The sequence below is a fragment of the Nostoc sp. genome (genome assembly GCF_036916975.1).
Lineage (GTDB): Bacteria > Cyanobacteriota > Cyanobacteriia > Cyanobacteriales > Nostocaceae > Nostoc.
In genome coordinates this window covers 89193-113165 of record NZ_JBALFF010000080.1, presented here as the reverse complement: position 1 = coordinate 113165, position 23973 = coordinate 89193, and the positions used below count along the sequence as shown (strand labels likewise).

Here is a 23973-nt window from a genome sequence, read left to right as displayed (position 1 = left end):
CGTGACTTTTGACTTCCGCCTTGCGGTAGTATGCGTATTCCGCATTTTTTTTGGGAATTCTAATAAAGAATCATAAGGTAAAGCACCATGACAGACAACCAAAATCAACCCAGAGATTATGATGCAGTGTTGGGAGGACAATCTCCGCCTCCTGTGGATGGAGTAGTTTTAGGAGGAATTGAGGGAGTTAAACGTTGTTTATCAAATCCTGTGACTCAAGTGCGGCTTGCTGCACTTAGCGAAGCCTTGAAATATGGCGATGCAGGGTTGAATGTATTAATTCAAGGATTGCAAGATAAATCGAGATTGGTGCAGCGTTTTGCTTATCGGCTATTGAAGCAAAAAGCAGAACCGCAAGTTAAACAAGCCTTGCAAGCATATAAACCTTGGTACTTGGAAGAGAGATTTAACGAATATCAAGGTTATCAAGGTTATCATGTTACTCAATTTGCTAATCGGCAAGTTGTAGAATTCGATGCAAATATAGGTATTGTTGAACCTGTTAACAATGCTTATGCTCTCAGGTTTGAGGATGATAGTTATGATAATTTACCCAGTAAACTTAGTAGATTTCTGCAAGAACCCAACGCCGATAAATTAGAAGCTTTAGTGTTTGGTTTGTGGAGCGAAGGAAGCCAAACAGATTCAAGTAGTATTGTCCAAGCTTTAGTTGATGCTAAACAACATTTAACTAATCTCAAAGCTGTTTTGATCGGTGATATTACTTCTGATGATTCCGAAATATCTTGGATTCAACAAAGTGATATTAGTCCAATTTTACAAGCTTATCCTAAACTGGAAATTTTGCAAGTTCGTGGAGGGGATGGTTTACAATTTAGTCCGCCGATACGACACAATCACCTCAAAGGATTGATTGTTGAAACTGGGGGCTTAAGTCGAGATACTGTTATCCAAATTTGTCAAATGAATCTGCCAGAATTGGAACATTTAGAATTATGGTTTGGTAGTGAAAATTACGGTGGAAACTGTTGGGTTGAAGATTTAAATCAAATTCTGTTTGAAGAAAATTTTCCCAACTTAAATTATTTAGGATTACGCAATAGCCAATTTACCGATGAAATAGTCAGCGTTATTGTAGGTTCTCCAGTTATTGATTATATCTGCGTACTTGACCTTTCAATGGGAACGCTGAGTGATGCTGGTGCAGAAGAATTGCTGAATTGTTCGGCGATAAATAATCTTGATATTCTCAATATTTCAGAAAGCTTTTTATCTCAGGAAATGATTGAAAAATTCTCTGAGTTGGATGTGCGTGTTTTGGCAAATAATCAGAAAGAACAAGATGACGATAGCTATATTCATAGTCGCTATTGTTCTGTTTCTGAGTGAAATTTACAGTACTGGGCGACTGTCGCGGCTACACAGACAAAACCCGCCTGTGCGGGTTAAAAAACTTTCTCTTAATTAGTTCAATTTTAACTATGAATAATAATTCTAATCAACCCGGAGAATTTGACGCAGTACTTGGTGGAGAACAGCAAAATCCAAACTACGGTGTAGTTTTAGGAGGACTTGAAGGAGTTAAAAATCGTTTAAATAGCGAAGATGATGAAGTCATATTTGCGGTAGCGATCGCTATTCTGCCCTCCACGAATAAAGAATATATTAGATAATGCTTAATTTCATCCTCATCGCCAACCCCGAAAACCGCCGTGTCGGTTTCCTCCAACAAGCGATCGCCCATTTCAACTTACCACCAGCCACCGTAGTAGATTACGCCGACTTAATAGCAGAAAAACAAACTCTCGAACAATTCAATACACCCAATACTATTATCCGCTTTGACTCTCCAGAAAAAAACTTTGATGTTGATAAAGCCATCATTGCAGAAGGGAGTAAGGAGATTTTTTCTACTTCCAATCATCAACATATCAGTGCAGAAGCCGCGACAAAATTAGAATTTGACAAAGGACTCATCCTCTATCCACGACAGTGGTATTTAGGCTGGCGGTATCTATTACAAAAATGGGAAACATTACTTTCTCCCCTCCTCGCTTGCGGGGAGGGGTTGGGGGTGGGGTACTTCATGAACCATCCCCAAGATATCGCAGTGATGTTTGACAAACCAGCTTGTCACGAAAGATTCAGCCGTCATAATATCCCCGTTCCCCGTTCATTAGGAAAAATCCACAACTACGAACATTTACGCGAACAAATGCAAATGCAGGGAATAGAACGAGTATTCGTCAAACTTTCCCACGGTTCCGCCGCTTCTGGAGTTGTTGCTTACCGCGCAAATTCGCGTTTTGAATCAGCCATTACCACCGTCGAACGAGTGCGACAAAATGGGCAAACTCTGCTTTACAACTCCCGGAAAATTAGGCACTATACTCATCATGAAGAAATCGCCGATATCATCAAAATCTTGACAGCAGAAGGCGTACAAGTTGAAGAATGGCTACCTAAAGCACATTTGCAAGAATGCGGTTTTGATGTGCGTGTGGTGGTTATTAATGGCGAAGCACAGCATATCGTTGTTCGCCTTGGTAAAAGTCCGATGACAAATTTACATTTGGGGAATGAACGGGGAAATGCTGAGGAATTTTTAGCAAAAGTTGGTGTAGAAAATTGGGAGATCATGAAGCGAACTTGTGAACAAGCAGCAGCGTTATTTCCTAATAGTTTATATTGTGGAGTTGATTTACTAATTTTACCCGATTGGAAAACTCATGCGATTTTAGAAATTAATGCTTTTGGTGATTTATTACCGGGTATTTTATGGGATGGGATGGATACTTACACGAGTGAAGTTAAGGCAGTTTTGGAATGAACCACAGAGACACAGAGAACACAGAGAAATTTTTATCAATAGACTTGTTGCATGAATCAAATACTCGTTACTCTATGCGCCTCTGCGTGATACCATTTGACTTTAATAATGATACAAATACGCTGGTACGGGCATGGCAATGCCATGCCCCTACGAAAATATGTATCAGGATTCTCGTGAATTGGTATAAACCTAAAAATATGTAGGCGATCGCTAAAATTTATTATTTTTACTCCCCATGTTCAATATAAATCAAATAGTCGGAACCCACGATATCTTATTTATAACTGTAGACACATTACGTTACGACATAGCTAAAAACCTACTTGCAGAAAAACGCACTCCAAACTTAGCAAAAGTACTCCCTAAAACAGGCTGGGAAGAACGACATTCACCCGGAAATTTTACTTATGCTTCTCATCATGCATTTTTTGCAGGGTTTTTACCCACACCTGTAACGCCTGGAATTCACCCCCGTCTTTTTGCTTTGGGATTTGAAGGAAGTACCACTACAACTGATAACACTTGTGTGTTAGATAGCTCAAATATTGTTACTGGATTAGCTGCAAAGGGATATCATACAGTTTGCATTGGTGGAGTTGGTTTTTTCAACAAACGCAACCCTTTAGGTAATGTAATTCCCTCAATGTTTGCTGAAAGTTATTGGAGTCCAGAATTAGGAGTTACTAACCCCGAATCTACAGAAAATCAGGTAAATCTTGTGCGAAAAATTTTAGAAAAAACGCCAAATAATCAACGCATATTTTTATTTATAAATATTTCTGCCTTGCATCAACCAAATTATTTCTATCTTCCTGATGCAGAAGATAAAATCGATACGATTGAATCTCACGCCGCAGCTTTGGAATACGTCGATCGCCAATTAGCTAAACTCTGGAATATTATACGACAAAGGCATTCTACTTTTTGCATTCTCTGTTCTGACCACGGGACAACTTATGGTGAAAATGGTTACACTGGACATCGACTTAGCCATCCTGTGGTTTGGACTGTTCCCTACGCAGAGTTTATTTTATGAAAACTCACGCAAAGGCGCAGAGTTCTAAATTCTTTTAAATCTTATGCTGACAATCCAAAATCTCAAATCCAAAATTGCCCAGTCTCCTTATCAAGCATACGTCTATTCTTACCCCCACAAAACAGCCTACCGTCCCCTCACCCCACCTGTGTATCTCCCAGAACTTTGGGCGCAGCAAGATAGACAAGCGCTATTTCTCTACATACACATACCGTTTTGTGAAATGCGTTGTGGGTTCTGCAACCTGTTTACCACAGTCAGCCACAATGAAGATTTTATGAGTCAATATGTCAGCACGTTACAGCGACAGGCGCAACGGATGAAAGCGGTGTTGGGTGATGCGTCATTTGCTAGGTTCGCTATTGGTGGCGGAACTCCCACCCAATTACCGATTCAGCATCTCGAAACTATTCTCAATATTGCTGAAAATACGATGGGTGCAAAGTTACAAAAAATTCCTATTTCTGTGGAAGTTTCGCCAGAAACCGCAACTGAGGATAAGTTAAAGCTGTTGCGATCGCACGCCGTCGATCGTGTTAGTATTGGTGTCCAAAGCTTCATCGATTCGGAAGTCTTAGCCACCCAGCGCCGTCAATCTACCACCCAGGTAGAAGCAACCCTGACAAGGATAAAAGAGATGGAATTTCCCACGCTTAATATTGATTTGATTTACGGTTTACCCGGACAAACAGTAAATACTTGGTTGCAATCAATACAAGCTACCTTGCGTTTTCAACCAGAAGAAATTTATCTATATCCATTGTACGTGCGATCGCTCACAGGTTTGGGACGCACAGATCAAGAATGGGACGATATTCGTTTAGCTTGTTATCGGCAAGGGCGATCGCTATTATTGTCAGAAGGATATACGCAAGTTTCCATGCGGATGTTTCGACGCTTGGAAGAAGGACAATCTAGCAATCTTTCCCCCTCATCCCCCTCATCCCCCCCCTCTCCCGTCTACTGCTGTCAAGCCGACGGTATGATTGGTTTAGGTTGTGGCGCACGTTCCTAGCAATAGTGAATATAGTAATGAGATAGTTCATGAAATAGTTAACGCACCAGTGTTGCAAAAAATTAAAGTATTAGATATTTCTCTTGGGAATTTAACCGATGAAGGAGCAGAAATTTTACTCAATTCATCTGTAATCAATCAATTGGATATGCTCAATATATCAGAAACTTATGTAACTGATGAAATCCTTGAATTGCTTTGGGAAATGGATGTTCGTGTCATTGCAGAAGGTAGTCGAGTTTATGAATATGAAGGCGATCGCTACTGTGCAGTAGCCGAATAATTTATTTTTAAATTATTCAAAACGGGTATTTTTCATCTTTCAAATAATATGTACCTCACCATCCTCTATCGCGGCTCTTTAATCAGTTGCAACTACGGTTGTGAATATTGCCCTTTTGCTAAACGTCAACAAACAGCCGCAGAATTAGCAATCGATAAGCAATCTTTAGAACGGTTTGTCAATTGGATTTCCCAACATCCCCAACATCAATTTTCAATTCTTTTTACCCCTTGGGGAGAAGCTCTAATTCATTCTTACTATCAGCAAGCATTGATAAAATTAACGCAATTGCCTAATGTTAATAAAGCAGCAATTCAAACTAATCTATCTTGTAATTTAGATTGGGTAGAGGAATGTAACAAAGATAAATTGGCGCTTTGGGCAACTTTTCATTCCGAATGGGTGTCACGCGATCGCTTCTTACAAAAATGCCTCAATCTAGACAACAAAAATGTCAAATTTAGCGTTGGAGTTGTCGGTTTTCCCAAGTTTCAAGCGGAAATAGCAGCTTTACGTCAGGAGTTACCAAACCACGTTTATTTATGGATTAATGCTGTCAAGGCTGAACTTCCTAATTTATCACCCGAAAATCGAGAATTCTTTCAATCTATTGATCCATTATATCACTTAAATACTCAACATTATCCTAGCTTTGGGCATTCTTGTCGGGCTGGAAAATCAGTTATTTCTGTTGATGGTGACGGTAGAATGTATCGATGTCATTTTATTAAAGCAGCAATTGGTAATATTTATGATTCTGACTGGGAAGCAGCTTTGTTTGAACAACCTTGTAGCAACCAAACTTGTCACTGTCATATTGGTTACGTTCATCTAGAATATTTAGAAATGAATAAGGTGTTTGGTTCTGGTATTTTAGAAAGAATTCCTGATAATTGGGTTAATGAAAATTGTCACACTCACCGACATCCCGCCCAGAACTAAAGTTCTTTGGCTTTTAGCTGAAGTCCACTCAAGTGGACTAAATTGATTATTCAGTCCACTTGAGTGGACTTCAGCTATGAGACTCGGAATTCATTCCGAGGCGGGATAGAAACGCAGTGCGAGATTTAATTTTTATATTTTTTTGATGAATTTCTACTAGTACATTTCCGAAAGAAATATAGTATTAATTACGACTAACTTATTACTAGTTTTTAATAGTCTATTTATGAGCAATTTTCATCAACATGCAAAAGCAGATGCAACTAATAGCAGCGAGAACAGTTAGTTAAAGCCTGTCAAGGTTTAAGTCGCACCCGGATTTCTAGAGTATTGGCAAAAGCTTTAGCAGCTAAACAGCAGGTAAATGAGTCTGATATTGACGGCGTGTTAGAAGAGAAAAAGCAAGCAATCCGACAAACTGGAATTTTAGAATTTTTCACACCACAAGAATCACTCAAACGAGTTGGTGGATTAGATACACTCAAACAATGGGTACTAATGCGCCAAGATGCTTTTACCGAAGAAGCCAGACGCTACGGTATTCCTAATCCTAAAGGGATGTTACTTGTGGGCATTCAGGGAACAGGTAAATCTCTTTCGGCCAAGACAATTGCCCATGAATGGCGCTTACCTTTATTAAGATTAGATTCTGGGCGTTTATTTGGTGGGATTGTCGGCGAAAGCGAAAGCCGCGTGCGCCAAATGATTCAGTTAACAGAAGCAATGGCACCGTGCGTTTTGTGGATTGATGAAATTGACAAAGCCTTTGGTAATATTACCAGTAACATTGATGGAGATTCGGGGACATCGCGCCGGGTGTTTGGCAGTTTGATTACCTGGATGCAGGAGAAAACCGCGAGTGTGTTTATTGTTGCCACGGCAAATAATGTCAAAATATTACCAGCCGAGTTATTGCGAAAAGGAAGATTTGATGAAATTTTCTTTTTGAATCTACCTACAGAAGCCGAACGCCAAGAGATTTTTAAAGTGCATTTGCAACGGTTACGCCCGAATCGGCTGCGAGAATTTAACTTAGCTTTGTTAGCCAAACAAAGTCTCAATTTTAGTGGTGCGGAAATTGAGCAGGTAATCGTTGATGCTATGCACCAAGCATTTTCCACAAGAGTGGAGGGACAGCGCCGAGACTTTAATACAGAGGATATTTTACAGGCTGTAGCACAGACAGTGCCATTAGCTGCGATCGCACATGAACAAATTGAAGCATTAAAGCAATGGGCAGCACAAGCCGGTGCAAGAACCGCCTCCAATGATGTGCTGTTGGTAGAAGAATTAAAACAATACTGAAGCGAACAAGGAATAGGCCCTTTAGAAGTCGATTAAATAATTCGTAATTCGTAATTCGTAATTCGTCAATTTTGTTTTGTAATGAAGAGTGCTGTTGTGGGGACGGTTTCCGACTCGCATTGCTTCGGGGGATTTAACCCCAATCGCATTACTTGCCGATTTTAGAACCGGGGGATTTAAACCCACGGAACTAGTTAAAATAGAAAAAATATGTGTTTACTATGCCTCGTTTTTTAATCCAAAATCCCAAATCTAAAATCCAAAATTGGTATTATGTCTCATTTCACAACTATAAAAGTCCAAATCAAACACGGTGAAATTCTGCATCAAGTGTTGCAAGAATTAAACTATCAAGTTGAATGCAACACGAATGTCCGAGGATATCGAGGTAATACGACTCAAGCCGAGTATGTAATTCGCCAGAACAATGGTTATGATTTAGGTTTTCGCCGCAGTGGTGAAAATTACGAAATAGTTGCCGACTTTTGGGGAGCAAAAATTAATCAACAGCAGTTTGTTAACTCCATCAGCCAAAAATATGCTCATAAAACCTTGATGGCAACGGTACAAGAACAAGGCTTTAATGTGGAGGACGAAGAAGTGTTAGAAGATGGAACTGTGCGAGTAGTTGTAGGGCGTTGGGTGTAATTATATAGTGATAAACAAGATCCCCGACTTCTTGAAGAAGTCGGGGATCTGAACCTGCATCATATTCTCTTGGTTGATTGGCATTTTCTGACATTGCCGATTGTAATTTTTTGACATCGTGCTTTTACTTTTGAAACTAGCTTATTTAAGTGTGCGATCGCTACTATTGGCTTGATAAATTTTGAGCGATCGCTCTTAACCCCTTCATCTGGAAAAGAGCGAAAAACCCTAACTATCTACCCTCAAACCAAGCTTCTAAATCAGCAGCAGTTGTAAAATCTAGTAAAGCCTCTCCCAAGGTTTCTAACTCATCTGTTGACAAGGTTTGAATCCGTTCTTGTAATTGCGGGTTCACTTCACCTATACGGCGCTTTAGTTGGCGTAAAATCATCTTCAATTCGCCTTGCTGTATACCTTGTCTCATCCAACTGGTGACGATTTGCATAACTCTTTCCTCCTGCTTTGGTTCAATACTAGCAAGTTGTTCTTGAAACATTCTTTCTTCTTGAGCATTCAAATCGAGATATGTATCAATAAACCCAGAAATTAACTGGATTTGTGCGGGGTTGAGTCCCAAATTCGCTAGCAATTGTAGCGACATTAGCTTTACTGTGGGGCGTTCTTGAACATCAATCCGCATTTTCGCCATCAAAGCGCTAGCTACAGGATTTCTCTGATTTACGAAATCCTGCCATTTTAATTGATTTAGCTGGACAACTTCATAATTAAATTCCAGCACCCGCTTACCCTGAAAATCGATGCGATAAGAGTTCGGTTCTAGTGTTTGCGGAGAGTCATGAGAATAAATGACTATTGGGTACACTGGGAGGGCATATTTTTCGTGCAGTCGAGCGAAATATGTAAACATTCGCTGATTAAAATTAGTTTGGGAATAAGATTGATGTTCAGTGTGGATGATAAATAAAGTATCTTGGTTTCTCACTGAGACTTGCAGAACTATATCGAGTATTTTCCGTTCTCCCTCAGTCACATCTGTAAATATCTCTTGTGGCAAAAACTCTATTGAATCTCTCTCCCAATAAGCGCTTATATCTGGAAAAAATAGCTCGATAAACTCTGGGAAAAAGTTGGAAATAAGTTCTTTAAATAGGCGATCATGGTCAATCATTTGATTATTATATTAGTGAAATGGCAGCTTTTGTGATATTTTATATCTTAGTTATATGATAGTATTATTGAGTGCGATCGCCATAATCACTTAATTTTATAAATACTATAGAATGCTGCTTAAAGGTAAAAAAACACTCAAAAAATACATACAAATTGTAATTTTGTAATATTTGTTTTACTCTTGGTTCTGCCCTTTCTAGCAATAGCTCAAATGCTGCTTTCTTTACCTGCTCTGATTGATCCTGCAAAGCTTGAATCACTAAGTCTAAGCCTGCTTCTCCATATTTAAGTGCGTCTTGGAGTGCAATAACTTTTTGCTCAATGGTTGCACTTGTCAACCTTCTGTTAACACCTTCTATTCCACCCAAAACTAAACCATCAATAGGTGGATGCGCTTGTCCACCAAGTACAGCATCATATTCTTTAGGTTGACTCTGATTCTCTGCCATTGTATTTTCACCAATCTATTATTAGTAGTATTCCCATTTTTTATGACAGTTCTTTTTTAAACGAACCGCAAAGACGCAAAGAGCGCAAAGAGAAGATTATTTTAGTTTAGCGATCGCACCCCAGGATACTTTGCCCCTTTTTCAATCAAAGTTAAATAAGAATAACTTTTGCTGTGGGGTTCCCAAAGACGAATAGCATAACTGTGGCGTAGGTAATCATCAACTGCTGCCATTTCACTTAAAGCTAATGCGCCATGTGCCACTGCTTCAAAGGGTTTATCTAACTTTACCTTTTGTCGGTCAAAATAGGAAATTAGCAGTTGTTGCACGGCAGGAATTTGACAAGTACCACCCACTAAGAAAACCTGTTCAATTGTAGATTTGCTGATCCCTTTAGTAAGTGCGATCGCTAATACTTCATCTATCGCCTCTCTTAGCTGTTCTAATAATTGTTGATTTTCTAAAATATCGCCTAATTCGTCCCGATGCAATTGCAATTCATGGGACATAAAATTTTCATCATCAAACCAACTTTCTTTCGCCTCATCTGTTGTCGAAATTTGAATTTTTACCCTTTCTGCTACTTCCAGCAAATTCATAAAGCCGATTTCTCCAACTTCAGCACGGGAGGAACCGATTTTTTGCAAGTAATCTTCGACAATCCATGTATCAATATCTACGCCGCCAATAAAAGCATCGGATTTGGCGATAACTTCGGCACGCACTATTTGCTGTTCAGATTCAGCGCTGACAGTCCGTACTAAACTTAAACAGGACTTACGCAAAAACTCTCTCAAACTCTTATTCCTCTGTGTTCTCTGCGTCCTCTGCGGTTCGTTTTTTGGTCATTTTGCGTAAGTCCTATTAAATCTAGAGTACCGCCGCCAAAATCAACCACCAAAACCACAGCACCAGGATGCTTGACAGCATAACCAAGAGATGCAGCGGTAGATTCATCGACAATTTGCACTGCGGGAATATTTAACTTGTCGCCCAAGTTGCGGAACCAGTCAAGATATCGCTCAAATGCACCAACGGGAACAGTGAAAATAACGCTACTAGGTTGTAATTGCTGTTCAACCTGTTGCCAAATTTCTCTAAGAAACAGTTCCGAAACCACCTCAGCGCTGTAACTATTACCATCCAACTGTCGGGGAGGTGGGACAAAATCTGCTGCCAAATCGCGTTTGAAAGCTCTAAAACAGCGTTCCGGCTGGGCAAACCCCAAGCGTTTGGCGCGTACAGATTCACCAAACCAGATGCGATCGCGCCCTTCCACAAATACTAAACTGGGTACAACGCTTACCTGTTCTGTCCCTACTTCAAAGCGGCGCGACATCGAATCAAATCTCAATGTCCGTGGTTTTTGCGTAATCAAATCAGTAATACAAACAACAGTATTGCTCGTACCAAAATCAATTATTACTGTAGTCATTTGTCATTTGTCATTGGGTAATAATCAATAGTTCTTCTTCCCCTGCTTCCCCTGCTCCCTCATCCCCCTTATCCCCCCCCTCCCGGTAAGGTGCGACTAACTTTCGCAGGGACAAGAATTCGTCCTTGATGCTGATAACCAACGAATCGGATGTAAACTAACTCATATAAAGCAATATCGGCAGCGTCTGGTTGATGAATTTGAGGATTGTAAGGTACTTGTTCCCAAGGTTTACCTATCTGTTCGTAACCCCATTTATAGAGGAGGTTATCTAAAGACGTAAACATCGAAAGCAGATTTTTCGCAGGCAATTCTGGTTTAACGCGCACCATCTGATGGATGCTGGGATAGTTTGTTAACAATGTCTGCAATTGCTCAAATGTCGAAAAACGTATTTCGTCTGTCAGTTCAAGACGTTGCTGCTGCAATTCCTCATGCAGTCGCAAGCCTTCCTGATGCAATGCTGCTTTTTCTAAAACAAGCTGGTGTAACTTTTGCTCTAACTCTAAATAATTTTGACGGGTTGCTTGTAGTTCATTTTCTAGCAATTCAATTTGCGATAGCGCCAATTCTAACTTGTTAGTTTTCAAGTCTGCTTTGGGAGCGATCGCACCTCTAATTGCTGGAATAATCAACAACAGAGTGCAAATCCCTATTCCCATTGTCAAAAGGCTTAAAAGAGAAAATATTCCTATCTGCATCCCTCTTAAATTTGTTTGAGAGACTGGTTTTGTTCCACTGTCTCACCCTCACCGCCTTCGTAATACTCAGGCAATAATTCTTGATTTTCAACTTCTCCTAAAGCCTTTTCAATTCCCGATGTTGTACTTGTGCAACTCGAACCAGAAGCATCGATGACTGTTTCAGTAATTTTCCCATCTTTCCCAATGCGATACTCAATTTTTTGATACTCAGCCATAAATAGAGTCTTTTGATTTTTTAGGGTTTTAATCATGTTGTACCAAATTCTAGCCAACGGCAATTAACACTGGCATTAGTACAAATAAATACGTGAGAGGTTTTGCTAACATGTTAAAACAAATGTACTAGTTTGAGTCAATAAGATTTAACAGAATTTATGCACAATCAGGAAACAAACCGAGCCAAGCTTAGACGGCTACTTACATGCCGAGCGATCGCATTTTCTCAATCTAGGGGAATGATAGACAGTAGTGCAAGTTGAAAGTATCATGTCACAAAATCCCAACCAGCCAAGACCTTTTGATGTTGTTTTAGGTAGCCAAATACCTACCCCAAGCGATGCAGCAGTTTTAGGAGGACTGCCAGGAGTCAAACAACGGTTAGCTAGTACTGCCCCACAAAATCGGATTGCAGCGTTAAAAGAAGCCCTCCAATACGGGAATGCAGGCTTAGATTTAGTCATTCAAGCTTTGCAAAATGAAGTCACACAAGTTAGGTGGGCTGCTTACTCGCTGTTAGGGCAAAGACAAGAACCTCGTATAAAACAGGCGTTACACGAGTACAATCCTTATGGGATTTGCCGAGAGCAAAGCTAATCTATATTTTGAGGGGGCATTCACAAACAGTTCCCTCGGTTGCCCTCACTGGCGATAAAAAAACTCTTGTCAGTGGTAGTTGGGACGGTTCTATTAAAGTCTGGGGACTGGCTTAAAGACAACATAACTAGGTCATTGGGCTAAACTTAAGAAAGTTATGAGGACGCAAATATGACTGATAAAAATCGTTCTCAATGGGACTTAGGCAGGTTTATCGAAACCCTGACTTACTTTGAGGTAATTCCTTTCCTTAACTGGGTACAGCAGTTAATCCAAGGTCGTCCTAAGGATAATCAAAATAGACCCAATGGAGGAAGAAACGTGGGTGTAATATTAGTAGCAGGTGCAACAGGTGGTGTAGGTAAACGAGTAGTGCAGCGATCGCTCCAACAAGGTTATAAAGTTCGCGCCCTAGTTCGAGATATCGACAAAGCGCGGTCAATTCTTGGTAATGATATAGACTTAGTAGTTGCGGATATCACCCAACCAGAAACTTTAACTTCTTTAGTTATGGCTGATATCCAAGCTGTAATTTGTTGTACAGCAGTGCGCGTGCAACCAGTTGAAGGAGACACAGCAGATAGAGCCAAATATTATCAAGGTGTGAAATTTTACCAACCAGAAATTGTTGGCGACACCCCAGAAAATGTAGAATATCAAGGTGTTAAAAACTTAGTCCAAGCTGCGGCAAAATATCTACCCCAAGCAAACGAAAAACCGATATTTGATTTCACCAAGCCATCAGCAGAATTAAAAGATTACTGGGGGGCGTTGGATGATGTCGTCATGGGTGGCGTGAGTGCCAGTAATATTCAATTAGTAGAAAATGCAGCTTTGTTTGCTGGTAATGTCTCCACAGCTAACTCTGGCGGATTCGCTTCTATCAGAACCAAGAATTTTGATCCACCCTTCAACTTATCTAATTGCGAAGGTGTAAAATTGCGCGTCAAAGGTGACGGTCAACGTTATAAAATATTCCTACGGACAGATACAAAATGGGATGGTATTGGGTACAGCTATTCTTTCGATACCGTAGCTAATACCTGGATAGATATTCACATTCCCTTTGCAGATTTGATTCCCGTCTTTCGGGCAAAAGTTGTTAAAGATGCGCCGCCAATTGAGCAGAATAGAGTTTGTTCATTCCAACTGATGTTGAGCAAATTTGAATATGATGGCGGTTTGAATCCCAAATTTTCTGCCGGTGGTTTTGCTTTGCAGTTGGAATCAATTAAAGCTTATGGCGGGACAAGTTTACCACAATTTATCCTCGTCAGTTCAGCAGGCGTGACTCGTCCCGGTCGCCCCGGCATTAATTTAGATGAAGAACCGCCAGCAGTAAAATTAAATGACCAATTGGGAGGAATTTTAACTTGGAAGTTGAAGGGAGAAGATAGTTTAAGAGAAAGCGGAATTCCTTATACGATTGTTAGACCTTGTGCTTTAACTGAAGAACCAGGAGGTAAGGAATTAATATTCGAGCAAGGCGATAATATTAAGGGCAAAATCAGCCGTGAGGATGTGGCAGAACTTTGCGTGCAAGCTTTAAAATTAGGAAAAGCTTCTAATGTCACGTTTGAAGTAAAACAGGGAGATAATACTGTTAACTCTATCGATTGGCAGAAGTTATTTTCTAATTTAATAAAGGATAAATAAGTGAAGTGACTACAGACTTATAGCGCTTCCCAGGTCTATGAAGAACATATACATATCAAAATCAAAACCTCACCCCCAACCCCTCTCCTTAATAAGGAGAGGGGAGATAAACCTCACCCCCAACCCCTCTCCTTAATAAGGAGAGGGGAGATAAAGCACAGCTTTATCGGGGTGAGGTTAAGCTGTACCTCACTCATATTAAGAAACCGCTATATACTCTCTAGCCATCCCAACATATCCTGTCTAAATAGACTGTTATGAAAAAAATCCAAGTGCTAATATTTGCCGGAATTTTAGCAACAATTCTCTGGGGTGGATTATTTGGAAACACTGCTTCATCTCAGCAAGTTGAATCCCGCATCTACAATCTAGAAGCGGACTTAAATCGTGTCGAGTCACGATTGAACCAGATAGAATCTCAACTCGGTTCAAGTCGCCAGTCTTCATCCTCAAGAACAACACTTACCCCACGCCAGTCAACTGGTTCCAGAAGGAACTTATCACAACAAGATCCGATGTTTGATCGGCTTGCAACTTTGGTGATTGAATTGAAGCAACAAGTCAATAAATTAGAGGCGCGAGTTTCTAAATTAGAAGAACTTTGAATTGTTATTGCTGTATGACTGCTAAGTAGGTAGACGTAATTAAACATAAGAAAAACCTCACCCTCAATCCCTCTCCTTAGTAAGGAGAGGGAAGCCGGAGGCAGGGCGAGGTTTTATATTTAATTTGACCCACTTACTTATCTTCATCTTATATGGGTAGATCGTATTTATTATAAATAACTTTTATATGTCGGCTAAACTGTTCCTCTACAAAATAGCTGCTGGAAAATTCACTTGCAAAAGAAACCTGATGAAAGTGATAATCTAGATTCAGTAAATTGTAGACAAGTCTTAAAAAATAATCATCTATCCAAAAATCTACATCAAATAGTGAAATGCCATATTTTCCTTCTAACCTGCGATTTAAAGTTTTAAGTAACCAAGACCATTGAGGTTTGAGGGTTGGGTCGATGCGGTTCCCAAATACAGGATTAAAAAACTGATTTACTTGAGTTGTTCTCATATCAATCACTTTAGCTAATATATCTCCTGCCTGAAGTGGAGATGAATTAAACCAATAGTTAGCAACTACTAAATTATGTAAATAAGCAATGACAATTTTTGGATTTTCTTTAATGAACTGCGAACGACAGACAATTCCTCTGATTGATGGAATTCTTAAACTAACCGTCTGAGAAAGGAGCAGCTTTCTGACAAAAGCATATCCTTCTAAAATTGAGGCAAAAGTGTGACAACACACATAAGCATCGATAGTTTTATTTGCCAAACTCTTACTTGCTTGACGAGGATTTTGATTCACTAATCTGCAATCCTTACTGACATCCATATCATAGAGGTCAAAAAGAGTAATGATGAATCTATGAGCATTTGAACCAAATAAGGTAGAAATTCGTTTACCTTTCAAATCCTGAACAGTATTTATAGAAGAATCTTTATGCACAACAATATTTATATCTTGACCTAAAAGATTGTACGAAGCAATCCCAATCAATTTAGAACCAAAACTTACATCATCGAAGAACTGGCTACCATTATTCAATAAAGAAATATCATCTAAAATACAAATATCTAATTCTCCCCGTTTCATTTTTTGGTTCATTTCTTCCCCAGAAGTAAACGGTATAATTTGTAAATCAAAATCTCGGTTAATTTCAATATTTTTGAAAATAGGCTGTTCAAGTGATGAAGATGCTCTCTGTAAATCAGAAATATGCTTAGTCCCATATCCGGCAACAAACTGCCCTACAGAATCACTCTGAATCCCTATCCTAAGAATATTTTTTTCATTAGAAGAATAGCTACCTAAAATTAGATTTACATTAGGTAAACTTTCTAAATTATTTTGATCGAGTCTAAAACTTCTCACCAAACTCTCTGCGGATATTAACAACTCACTAAAGCGAGGAACATGAAGATAAATACCATATTCATTAATATCTTGAATAGTCAGAATTAATACTTTGTATTGAGAGATGATGTTAGCTTTACAAAAATCCGGTAGAATCGTTAGTTTTTGATTTTTTGAAGCATATTTTAGGACATCTTGATAATTATATAGTACTTTCACACCACTTAATTTATTCATCAAAAAACTATTTTTAGATAGTTCCTGATAAACCTCATCTAAAAGTACAATATCAGCTATATCAATATCATTTATTTTAACTAAGCTATGCTCATTAAGATATTTAGTTGCCCCAAAAGAGACAAGCAGCATTTTATGAGTTGTTAATCTAGTACAATGGTGTTCTTCCTTATATCCAGAGCAACTGTTGAGTAAGAGATCCATCTCTATAACTTGAGAATTTGAGAAAAATATGCTATTTTTAACCGTTATCTCTTTGATATTTCTCCCTGTAAAACAAAGCTGAAATCGCTGTGAATATTGTTTGAGCCAGACTTCTAAGATTAAATTAGTAGCCCCCAATATTAAATCTTCGCCTTCAGGGCTAAATGTTGCTTGAAATTCTTCTTGCAGATTTTCTACAGTTTCTACTAAATTAATTGTCTGAGAAATCAATTTCTTGCCTTTATCAGTCAAGCATATAGAGCCAGAAGAACGATTTAGCAAAATTACTCCAAAATAATCCTCTATTTGCTTGACTTTTTTACTAATTAATGATTGGCTATACCCTAGTTTTTCTGCTGCTTTAGAGAAGCTACCACAGTCATCTACTGCTTTTAAAATTTTGATGTGATTTAGGGTAATATCTTCGAGTTTAATCTTGTTCATGCTAAGTAAGGCAAGATTTTTAAAATAATTCGTAATTCGTAATTCGTAATTCGTAATTAAGTTTTGTAATGAAGAGAAGTTTGTGGGGACGGTTTCCGTCCACAAAACTTCGGGGGATTTAACCCCAATCGCATTACTTACCGATTTTAGAACCGGGGGACTTAAACCCACGGAACTAGTTAATTACAACGCAATTAAGCTGTTCTGCTGTATAGTTGCGATACTTTGTCGAGTCCCGTATTTCTGCTTACTCTGACTGCATCAAGGTGATAACCACCAAGTATAAAATAATAATTAAACACCAAAAATTGGGCTGTATTCCAAAATGGAATAGTGAAATGGAATTTAAGTATATCGAATCACGACATCGGAAAAATTGTTGTGATAAATTCTGATTCATTAAAAAAACTACGGCAGTGCGATCGGGTTATGGTATATTACCACAATCAGATCCTGAGATTGTCTACTTCTAAACTCAGAGTAGTCTACAGCCGCTGTCAAGCTTTCGATTTTGACAAAAATTTTGCTCTAAGTAGGTAGACGTAATTAAATATAAGAAAAACCTCACCCTCAATCCCTCTCCTTATTAAGGAGAGGGAAGGCGGATAGAGGGTAATGTTTTATATTTAATTTGACCGACTTACTTATGAAGTTTTAGCTGATTTGTTACTGATGACAAATTCGGCTTTGTTGCTTCACTTGCAAACTAAGACAAATAACCAAGCAGTTTCAATTACAAACACACAATTATGGTAGATATTAAGTTCGCATACTGGATTCCCAACGTTAGCGGTGGGTTAGTTGTTAGTAAAATTCCCCAACGAACAGATTGGACTTACGAATATAATGCTCAACTGGCTCAAACAGCTGAATAAGTTGGGTTTGAATATGCTCTAGCACAAGCCAGATTTATCGCCAGCTATGGGGCTGAGTACCAGCTAGAAGCATTAACAACCGTGTCCGCCCTAGCTCCAGTCACCAAAAAAATAAAGCTAATTGCAGCAGTTCACCCTGGATTGTGGCATCCGGGAGTCGTTGCGAAAATCGGTGCCAGTATTGATTTTATCTCTAACGGTCGGTTTGCTCTGAATGTAGTTAGCGGCTGGTTCAAAGATGAATTCACTATATATGGTGAACATTGGTTAGACCATGATGAACGCTATCGTCGGTCAGAAGAATTTATCCGCGTTCTCAAAGGTTTGTGGACTGAGGATGAGTTTCACTTTAAGGGCGACTTTTACCGGATTAACGGCGGTTGGGTGAAGCCTAAACCAATTAATCACAATCCACACCCGGAGATATTCCAAGGTGGTAACTCCAAAGCAGCGCGGCGGATGGCTGGCCGGGTGTCTGATTGGTATTTCATGAATGGTAATACCATAGAAGGTGTGAAAGAGCAGATTGCAGAAGTCTCTGAATTAGCGAGTCTTGAAGGACGCAAAATTAAGTTTGGTCTGAATTGCTTTATCATCGTGCGAGATACCGAAGCAGAAGCCCATGAAGTATTGCGCGATATTATTGCCCAAGCTGATGTAGAGGCGGTGAAAGGATTTGGTGAAGCGGTGAAACAGGCGGGATCTTCTACTCGTGAACGTCAGGGAATGTGGGCGAATTCCAATTTTGAAGACTTAGTGCAGTATAACGATGGATTCCGGTCAGGCTTGATTGGTACGGCTGAACAAGTAGCTGAAAAGATTCGCCAGTTCCATGAAGCGGGAGTTGATTTAATTCTTAGCGGCTTCTTACACTACTCGGATGATTTGCCAGCATTTGGTAGGACAGTAATTCCGATTGTGCGTGAACTGAAAGCTAATCGTCGGACAGCCGATGAATTGGTTGCGGTGTAGCTGATTATCGAGAGTTAATACCACAAGTGTCCTGCTCTGTGCTTGGAATGGTTCGTTTTTCCGTTGTCAGTTATTTATAGGACTTACGCAAAATGACCAAAAAACGAACCGCAGAGGACGCAGAGAACACAGAGGAATAAGAGTTTGAGAGAGTTTTTGCGTAAGTCCTGATTTAATCACAATCAAGAAGGAGTTTTATGACATCAGTAATTAATACTGAACAAAAGGCGCATATTATTCAGGATGATCAAGAAGCGATCGCTATCGCTCACGAACTAGCAGCTGAGTTTTCCAAGGGAGACTCAGAACGCGATCAAAATCGACGTTTACCTGCTGAAGAAGTAGAAAAGTTTTCTCAAAGTGGATTGTGGGGGATTACAGTCCCGAAAGAGTATGGCGGTGCTTTTGTATCGAATGCCACCCTCGCAGAAGTAGTTAAAATCATCTCCGAAGCCGACTCTAGCCTTGGTCAAATTCCCCAAAACCACCTCTATATGGTGGAAGCAGTTCGCTTGGATGGTACAAATGAGCAGAAGAAGTTCTTCTTTGATTTGGCTCTAGAAGGTAAACGGTTCGGTAACGCCTTCTCCGAAATTGGCACTAAGTCTGTTACTGATGTGCAGACAAAGTTAGAACCAGATGGTTCTGACTACGTACTCAACGGACGTAAATACTACTCTGCTGGGGCATTATTAGCACATTGGGTTCCCGTGATTGCCAGCAATCCAGATGGTAAAACAGTGGTGGCATTTGTCGAAAGAGATGCCCCAGGATTGACCCTACTTGATGATTGGACGAGCTTCGGACAGCGTACCACTGCTAGCGGCACTACCATTATTGAAAATGTGAAAGTTAAGGCAGAACACGTAATCCCGCACTACCTAGCCTTTGAGAGGGCAACACCAATGGGTGCGATCGCGCAAATCATCCAAGCCGCCGTAGACGTGGGAATAGCTAAAGCCGCAGTTCGTGACACCATTTACTTTGTCCGCAACCATACCCGCCCTTGGGTTGACAGCAATTTAGAAAAAGGATACGAAGACCCGCTAACACTGTACAACTTAGGCAATATCCAAATTCAAGTTCACGCTGCTGAAGCATTGCTGCGACGTGCGGGTGAGTTTATCGACATCGCCAACGAGTCAGGTTTAGAAGAACCCAAGGTAGTTGAAGCATCGATCGCAGTTGCGGAAGCCAAAGCCTTAGCCACCGAAGCAGCATTACTAGCTACCAACAAGTTGTTTGAACTAGCAGGTACTAAGTCTACATTGGAGCAATTCAATTACAATCGCCACTGGCGAAATGCCCGCGCTCACACACTCCACGATCCCGTCCGTTGGAAATACTACGCTGTTGGCAACTACTTCCTCAATGGTGTCTACCCTCCCCGCCATCCTTGGCTGTAAGTAAGTGGGCGCAAATAATCATCACTAGCTCGTAGTTGCGCTAAAGCGCAAGACAGCGCAACTACGAGCCAAATACAGAGATTTTACTTTTCGTTACATAGTTTGATTTTATCTTGCCTACCTACTTAGGAATGAGAATTAAATAACATACAATTTATATCCCTGGTTTACCTCACCCTCAATCCCTCTCCGATATATTGGAGAGGGAAGCTAGAGACAGGATAAAGTTTTGCATCTTATTTAATCCATGTTCCTTAATTGCCGTATTTTCTCTTAGGGTGAAGCATTCAGAGGTAATTAGGACTTACGCATTAGGTACGAAATGTAGGGGCAATCAGGGCTTTCACTGCCTTGAAAGCGTAAGTCCTAGTAATATTTAGCTAAATGCTTTGCTCTTGATAAATCCAACATTATTAAAGTTGATACTATGAGCGTTGCAAACCCAACCCAGAGGCGGAGCGTTTGGAAAAGTCAGCCATTTAAAGGGCTGTTTTTTATTGCTGTAATTGCTGTCATTAGCTATATTTTTGAACTCATTTTTGGTCAAATTATTCAACTGAATGTGGGAACAAAGTTGACTTACATCACTATATGCTTCGCCTGGTGGTGGCATTTAGGTTTTTCCCTCAATGGCTATCCAGGTTCTCGTTTTTCTTCTACCCGATTTGTCCGAGGAACAGTGAATTTAGTAGTGCTATTAACGCTAGTTTATATTACTGGAGAAGCTTGGAAGTTTATTTCTGCAAAAGCAATTCTCACTGATACATCTGTTGGCTTGTGGGGACAAACAGCAATCATTGCAGCCGCCGCCAGTTTGTTCTTCTTTGACAACACAATTGTCACCACTGAGGGAGTACGCAACTGGCATCCGATTAGCGGCTTTCTCAATATCTTTTTTGCCGTCTTCTTTATTGCCCCTGCACTTACCTTTTTGCCACAAATGTGGGGGCTTCAACCTTTTTACATTCCTTGGTATTGGTTTCCTTGTTCGACAGTATTTGGCAGTTTTTTTGAACGTTGGCCTTTGAACAAATTGGAACTAGGAATGCCACGTTTGGGGTTACTGCATACAGGTATTATTTTGTTACTCACTCTGATTACAGAATTATTCCTCAAACAGCTAGGATTGGATTTATTTACAACAACGACAGGCCCAACCTTTGCAGCTATTTGGACAACTGTTGGTTTAGGATTTGTTTGGCAATTCAATATGTGGCCTTTCACACAGTTGTCACAGCCTATAAAAGGCATAGTTGCATCTGTTGCTAGTTTAATAATTTCGGTCTTATTGTACCTGGTGACAGTATCTCTGATAGGTCAGGAAAATATTATCCAAGGGCTTTACTGGTGGTTCAATATTCTCTGGGTGCAAGTATTCTTAATGGCTCCAGGATTATACGACGGAATTAGTCTTTGGCAGGATGTGCTGCCACTAGTTGAAGAACAACCCCTAAGCTTAAATCGTGAAAGACGCTAGAGTAATTCGTAATTCGTAATTCGTAATTTAATTACGAATTATGCACTAGTTAATAGTTGTAAAGGATGTAAGAGTGTGAACTAAATAAGTAGGTAGGCAAGATAAAACCAAACTATGTAATGAAAAGTAAAATCTGTGTATTTGGTTCGTAGTTGCGCTTTAGCGCTAAAGCGCAACTACGAACCAGTGATAATTATTTGCGCCCACTTACTTAAATGAAAACATTCTCAACTCTTACTCTCTGCGTCTGGAGCATCTGTGGGTGAAAAAAAATTTAGTTTTCAATCAGCAACGCCAAAATTTATAACGTTGCTGAGATGATTTAAAACGTGAAGGTTGTTCTGACAGTGCCAATTACCGCATCCTGATTGTCATTGTTTTGAGCAGGAGCGGTGATCCAAATTACGCCAGGGGTGATGGCAATGTTATCTGTAAGCCGATACTTGTAAAAGCCTTCAATATGTAAAGATAAATCGTTTGCAGGTGCAGGATTACCACCCCGATAAGGTTCTGCACCCACAAGAATACCGCCAAGGTTGCCTTGTTTCCCTAAATCTGGGAATGCCAATCCCAGAGCATAGTACCAAATATCCGCACTACCACTACCTGCCAAATTTTTGGCGTTTGTGTAGCCAAAGAAGCCATTTAATGCAAATCGAGAACTAAATTTATAGAAAGCTTCTACTCCGTAGGAGTTGGTAATCGTCCGCTCAAATGGAGTATTAGCTTGTTCTGTTCCGACAAGTGTAAAACCACTACCAAAATCAAATATTCCTCCGCGATTTTGGTAGGCATTTACATAAGTCAAACCTATGCCAGAGTTATTGTTGGGGTTCCATGCTATTTGTCCAAATGCGCTATATTGACCATTAAAAAAACCACTATCTGGCTGAGGACTGGCATGATCTCCTGCTAAGTAAGCCAAACTCAATACCAATTGGTCACTTAATCGATAATTGAATCCCCCACCGGCACCACCACCAATACGGTAGATAGGACTAGAGGAAGCAAATTCTGTTAAAGCGCGATCGCCTCCTGTGGCACTATCTAGATAAGGACTCAGAGTCGGAATAAAATCAAAAAATACTCCGTTCACGGCTCCTATATAAGCATCGATTTTGCTACCAACTGGGAAATAGTAAGAGAGCCAATCTACGGATAGGTTGTTGTTACTAGGAGCAAGATTGAAGGTTTGCAAACCTTCGGCTGAACCGCCAGGAAGCTGCAAAGTAGTAGCGTTTCCAGTACTTAAACGAGTATTTAGAGTGTCTTTACCTGTAAAACTAGTTTTGAAAACGAGGCGGACTCTATCTTGAAAAACTGTGTTATCACCATTAACTGTGCCTTGGAAGGCATTCGTAATTACAAAGATGGCTTCCGCAGAAAGTTTGGTAGTTGTTGAAAACTGATTTGCTTCTAGTTCCGCAGTCCTAGTTTCTAAATTATCAACGCGACCTCGTAAAGTTGTTAGTTCAACAGTAAATTCTTCTTGCAATCTTTGTACGGTAGTTAAGTCTTGTTTGGTAACTAAGTCAGATGTAGCTGTTGCAATTAGCTCGTTTATCCGAGATAAACAAGCATTTAAACCTGCTGCAAATTCATAGCGAGTAATTGCGCGGTTTCCGCGATAAGTACTATTTGGATAGCCCGCAATACATCCATAACGCTCAACTAAAGACTGGAGTGCGCCAAATGCCCAATCAGTTGGCTGTACATCTGAAAACTGAGATACAGAAGTTACCTGAGACATACTATTTGTCTGTTGTCCGCTTGCATCACTATTGATTGCAGGAATTTTAGGCGTTTGTGCGATGGTTGTTTTTGAAGAATTCTTCCCGAAATTGGCGATACCTGCGGCGGGCTGCGCCAACGCACTTGGTATATTTGTTTGAGTCGCAGTTACAGTTACTAAATTCTTGTTTTCTGCATGGGCTGATGTGCTGGCTAGCAAAGTAACCCCCAAAATCATTGATTCCATGAATAAATTATGAAATGAACGATTGAACATTTCTATCACTCCTCACATTTTTGATTTGAAAACTTTAGTTAAAGCCTTAGATGTTTCAGGGACTTGTCAAGCGATAAATTAATGACTCCCCCTAAAAAATGCTGATTTAATCTAATAATTAAGAATTTTAAAAATCCACTTTGAGATATAAGTGAATTTCTGGCGTTTTCATCTATATATTTCAGTGGAGAAAAGACTTGCCTTCACACAAATACAATCCCTGCA

23 protein-coding genes and 2 pseudogenes are annotated in these 23973 nt (G+C 39.9%); 17 read left to right on the top strand and 8 right to left on the bottom strand.

Going from position 1 to position 23973, the window contains the following annotated elements:
* Positions 1–87: 87 nt before the first annotated feature.
* The 9 genes and pseudogenes from V7K73_RS20065 (at position 88) to V7K73_RS20025 (ending at position 8023) form a co-directional block, all read left to right on the top strand.
* The gene (locus V7K73_RS20065; protein WP_334882359.1) at positions 88–1350 is read left to right on the top strand and encodes an STM4015 family protein; all 1263 of its coding nucleotides are present in this window, start codon (positions 88–90) and stop codon (positions 1348–1350) included.
* Positions 1351–1442: 92 nt separating this feature from the next.
* Positions 1443–1634, top strand: coding sequence for a hypothetical protein (locus tag V7K73_RS20060; protein WP_334882358.1), 192 nt, complete (start codon positions 1443–1445; stop codon positions 1632–1634).
* Positions 1634–2791, top strand: a complete 1158-nt coding sequence (locus tag V7K73_RS20055) for an STM4014 family protein (protein ID WP_334882357.1) — start codon at positions 1634–1636, stop codon at positions 2789–2791. The genes V7K73_RS20060 and V7K73_RS20055 overlap by 1 nt, the downstream gene beginning before the upstream one ends.
* A 238-nt stretch (positions 2792–3029) precedes the next feature.
* Entirely contained in the window at positions 3030–3830 is an 801-nt protein-coding gene (locus V7K73_RS20050) for an STM4013/SEN3800 family hydrolase (RefSeq protein ID WP_334882355.1), read from the top strand.
* A gap of 43 nt (positions 3831–3873) precedes the next feature.
* Positions 3874–4845 carry an STM4012 family radical SAM protein gene (locus V7K73_RS20045; RefSeq protein WP_334882353.1) on the top strand — a complete coding sequence of 324 codons (972 nt, stop codon included), beginning with the start codon at positions 3874–3876 and terminating at the stop codon, positions 4843–4845.
* On the top strand, positions 4829–5128 hold the full coding sequence (locus tag V7K73_RS20040; RefSeq protein WP_334882351.1) for a hypothetical protein: 300 nt from the start codon (positions 4829–4831) through the stop codon (positions 5126–5128). Before V7K73_RS20045 ends, V7K73_RS20040 begins: the two co-directional genes overlap by 17 nt.
* A 48-nt stretch (positions 5129–5176) precedes the next feature.
* Complete coding sequence (locus tag V7K73_RS20035) at positions 5177–6070, top strand: STM4011 family radical SAM protein (RefSeq protein ID WP_334882349.1); 894 nt, start codon at positions 5177–5179, stop codon at positions 6068–6070.
* 276 nt (positions 6071–6346) lie between these two features.
* Positions 6347–7375 (top strand): annotated as a pseudogene (locus tag V7K73_RS20030) (AAA family ATPase); the annotation flags it as partial.
* A 273-nt stretch (positions 7376–7648) separates the two neighbouring features.
* Complete coding sequence (locus tag V7K73_RS20025; RefSeq protein WP_334882347.1) at positions 7649–8023, top strand: DUF1257 domain-containing protein; 375 nt, start codon at positions 7649–7651, stop codon at positions 8021–8023.
* Positions 8024–8255: 232 nt separating this feature from the next.
* On the opposite strand, the gene V7K73_RS20020 is transcribed toward V7K73_RS20025, so the two are convergent.
* The 6 genes from V7K73_RS20020 to V7K73_RS19995 form a co-directional block, all read right to left on the bottom strand.
* Positions 8256–9152 (bottom strand): DUF4351 domain-containing protein, encoded by an 897-nt coding sequence (locus tag V7K73_RS20020; RefSeq protein ID WP_334882345.1) that lies wholly within the window; start codon positions 9150–9152, stop codon positions 8256–8258.
* Between the two features lie 64 nt (positions 9153–9216).
* Complete coding sequence (locus V7K73_RS20015) at positions 9217–9603, bottom strand: hypothetical protein (RefSeq protein ID WP_334882343.1); 387 nt, start codon at positions 9601–9603, stop codon at positions 9217–9219.
* A 101-nt stretch (positions 9604–9704) separates the two neighbouring features.
* Positions 9705–10400, bottom strand: coding sequence for an Hsp70 family protein (locus tag V7K73_RS20010; protein WP_334882341.1), 696 nt, complete (start codon positions 10398–10400; stop codon positions 9705–9707).
* Complete coding sequence (locus tag V7K73_RS20005) at positions 10397–11038, bottom strand: Hsp70 family protein (RefSeq protein ID WP_334882339.1); 642 nt, start codon at positions 11036–11038, stop codon at positions 10397–10399. Before V7K73_RS20005 ends, V7K73_RS20010 begins: the two co-directional genes overlap by 4 nt.
* Positions 11039–11106: 68 nt before the next feature.
* Positions 11107–11700 carry a hypothetical protein gene (locus tag V7K73_RS20000; RefSeq protein ID WP_334882337.1) on the bottom strand — a complete coding sequence of 198 codons (594 nt, stop codon included), beginning with the start codon at positions 11698–11700 and terminating at the stop codon, positions 11107–11109.
* 44 nt (positions 11701–11744) lie between these two features.
* Positions 11745–11993, bottom strand: a complete 249-nt coding sequence (locus V7K73_RS19995) for a DUF2997 domain-containing protein (RefSeq protein WP_334882335.1) — start codon at positions 11991–11993, stop codon at positions 11745–11747.
* Positions 11994–12228: 235 nt separating this feature from the next.
* Between V7K73_RS19995 and V7K73_RS19990 the strand changes: the two genes are divergently transcribed.
* From V7K73_RS19990 to V7K73_RS19980, 4 genes are all read left to right on the top strand, one after another.
* Entirely contained in the window at positions 12229–12555 is a 327-nt protein-coding gene (locus V7K73_RS19990) for a HEAT repeat domain-containing protein (RefSeq protein ID WP_334882333.1), read from the top strand.
* Entirely contained in the window at positions 12456–12671 is a 216-nt protein-coding gene (locus tag V7K73_RS29920) for a WD40 repeat domain-containing protein (RefSeq protein WP_442936782.1), read from the top strand. The genes V7K73_RS19990 and V7K73_RS29920 overlap by 100 nt, the downstream gene beginning before the upstream one ends.
* A 55-nt stretch (positions 12672–12726) precedes the next feature.
* Positions 12727–14211 carry a CIA30 family protein gene (locus tag V7K73_RS19985; protein WP_334882331.1) on the top strand — a complete coding sequence of 495 codons (1485 nt, stop codon included), beginning with the start codon at positions 12727–12729 and terminating at the stop codon, positions 14209–14211.
* A gap of 257 nt (positions 14212–14468) precedes the next feature.
* The gene (locus V7K73_RS19980; RefSeq protein ID WP_334882329.1) at positions 14469–14816 is read left to right on the top strand and encodes a hypothetical protein; all 348 of its coding nucleotides are present in this window, start codon (positions 14469–14471) and stop codon (positions 14814–14816) included.
* 148 nt (positions 14817–14964) lie between these two features.
* On the opposite strand, the gene V7K73_RS19975 is transcribed toward V7K73_RS19980, so the two are convergent.
* Positions 14965–17181 (bottom strand): LysR family transcriptional regulator, encoded by a 2217-nt coding sequence (locus V7K73_RS19975; RefSeq protein WP_334882327.1) that lies wholly within the window; start codon positions 17179–17181, stop codon positions 14965–14967.
* Positions 17182–17759: 578 nt separating this feature from the next.
* On the opposite strand from V7K73_RS19975, the gene V7K73_RS19970 reads away from it, so the two are divergent.
* The 4 genes and pseudogenes from V7K73_RS19970 to V7K73_RS19955 all read left to right on the top strand — a co-directional run bounded on the left by V7K73_RS19970 (position 17760) and on the right by V7K73_RS19955 (position 21740).
* On the top strand, positions 17760–17885 hold the full coding sequence (locus tag V7K73_RS19970; RefSeq protein ID WP_334882325.1) for a hypothetical protein: 126 nt from the start codon (positions 17760–17762) through the stop codon (positions 17883–17885).
* A 12-nt stretch (positions 17886–17897) separates the two neighbouring features.
* Positions 17898–18857 (top strand): annotated as a pseudogene (gene sfnG, locus V7K73_RS19965) (dimethylsulfone monooxygenase SfnG); the annotation flags it as partial.
* A gap of 197 nt (positions 18858–19054) precedes the next feature.
* Entirely contained in the window at positions 19055–20263 is a 1209-nt protein-coding gene (locus tag V7K73_RS19960) for an SfnB family sulfur acquisition oxidoreductase (protein WP_334882323.1), read from the top strand.
* A 427-nt stretch (positions 20264–20690) separates the two neighbouring features.
* Positions 20691–21740, top strand: a complete 1050-nt coding sequence (locus tag V7K73_RS19955) for a hypothetical protein (protein ID WP_334882322.1) — start codon at positions 20691–20693, stop codon at positions 21738–21740.
* 322 nt (positions 21741–22062) lie between these two features.
* On the opposite strand, the gene V7K73_RS19950 is transcribed toward V7K73_RS19955, so the two are convergent.
* Positions 22063–23748 carry an iron uptake porin gene (locus tag V7K73_RS19950; RefSeq protein ID WP_334882320.1) on the bottom strand — a complete coding sequence of 562 codons (1686 nt, stop codon included), beginning with the start codon at positions 23746–23748 and terminating at the stop codon, positions 22063–22065.
* Positions 23749–23973 lie beyond the last annotated feature (225 nt).

Bases quoted from the DNA above. Each gene is read 5' to 3' on its own strand.
- V7K73_RS20065 (WP_334882359.1), top strand. From the start codon at position 88: ATGACAGACAACCAAAATCAACCCAGAGATTATGATGCAGTGTTGGGA.
- V7K73_RS20060 (WP_334882358.1), top strand. From the start codon at position 1,443: ATGAATAATAATTCTAATCAACCCGGAGAATTTGACGCAGTACTTGGT.
- V7K73_RS20055 (WP_334882357.1), top strand. From the start codon at position 1,634: ATGCTTAATTTCATCCTCATCGCCAACCCCGAAAACCGCCGTGTCGGT.
- V7K73_RS20050 (WP_334882355.1), top strand. From the start codon at position 3,030: ATGTTCAATATAAATCAAATAGTCGGAACCCACGATATCTTATTTATA.
- V7K73_RS20045 (WP_334882353.1), top strand. From the start codon at position 3,874: ATGCTGACAATCCAAAATCTCAAATCCAAAATTGCCCAGTCTCCTTAT.
- V7K73_RS20035 (WP_334882349.1), top strand. From the start codon at position 5,177: ATGTACCTCACCATCCTCTATCGCGGCTCTTTAATCAGTTGCAACTAC.
- V7K73_RS20025 (WP_334882347.1), top strand. From the start codon at position 7,649: ATGTCTCATTTCACAACTATAAAAGTCCAAATCAAACACGGTGAAATT.
- V7K73_RS20020 (WP_334882345.1), bottom strand. From the start codon at position 9,152: ATGATTGACCATGATCGCCTATTTAAAGAACTTATTTCCAACTTTTTC.
- V7K73_RS20015 (WP_334882343.1), bottom strand. From the start codon at position 9,603: ATGGCAGAGAATCAGAGTCAACCTAAAGAATATGATGCTGTACTTGGT.
- V7K73_RS20005 (WP_334882339.1), bottom strand. From the start codon at position 11,038: ATGACTACAGTAATAATTGATTTTGGTACGAGCAATACTGTTGTTTGT.
- V7K73_RS20000 (WP_334882337.1), bottom strand. From the start codon at position 11,700: ATGGGAATAGGGATTTGCACTCTGTTGTTGATTATTCCAGCAATTAGA.
- V7K73_RS19995 (WP_334882335.1), bottom strand. From the start codon at position 11,993: ATGATTAAAACCCTAAAAAATCAAAAGACTCTATTTATGGCTGAGTAT.
- V7K73_RS19990 (WP_334882333.1), top strand. From the start codon at position 12,229: ATGTCACAAAATCCCAACCAGCCAAGACCTTTTGATGTTGTTTTAGGT.
- V7K73_RS19985 (WP_334882331.1), top strand. From the start codon at position 12,727: ATGACTGATAAAAATCGTTCTCAATGGGACTTAGGCAGGTTTATCGAA.
- V7K73_RS19980 (WP_334882329.1), top strand. From the start codon at position 14,469: ATGAAAAAAATCCAAGTGCTAATATTTGCCGGAATTTTAGCAACAATT.
- V7K73_RS19970 (WP_334882325.1), top strand. From the start codon at position 17,760: ATGGTAGATATTAAGTTCGCATACTGGATTCCCAACGTTAGCGGTGGG.
- V7K73_RS19960 (WP_334882323.1), top strand. From the start codon at position 19,055: ATGACATCAGTAATTAATACTGAACAAAAGGCGCATATTATTCAGGAT.
- V7K73_RS19955 (WP_334882322.1), top strand. From the start codon at position 20,691: ATGAGCGTTGCAAACCCAACCCAGAGGCGGAGCGTTTGGAAAAGTCAG.
- V7K73_RS19950 (WP_334882320.1), bottom strand. From the start codon at position 23,748: ATGTTCAATCGTTCATTTCATAATTTATTCATGGAATCAATGATTTTG.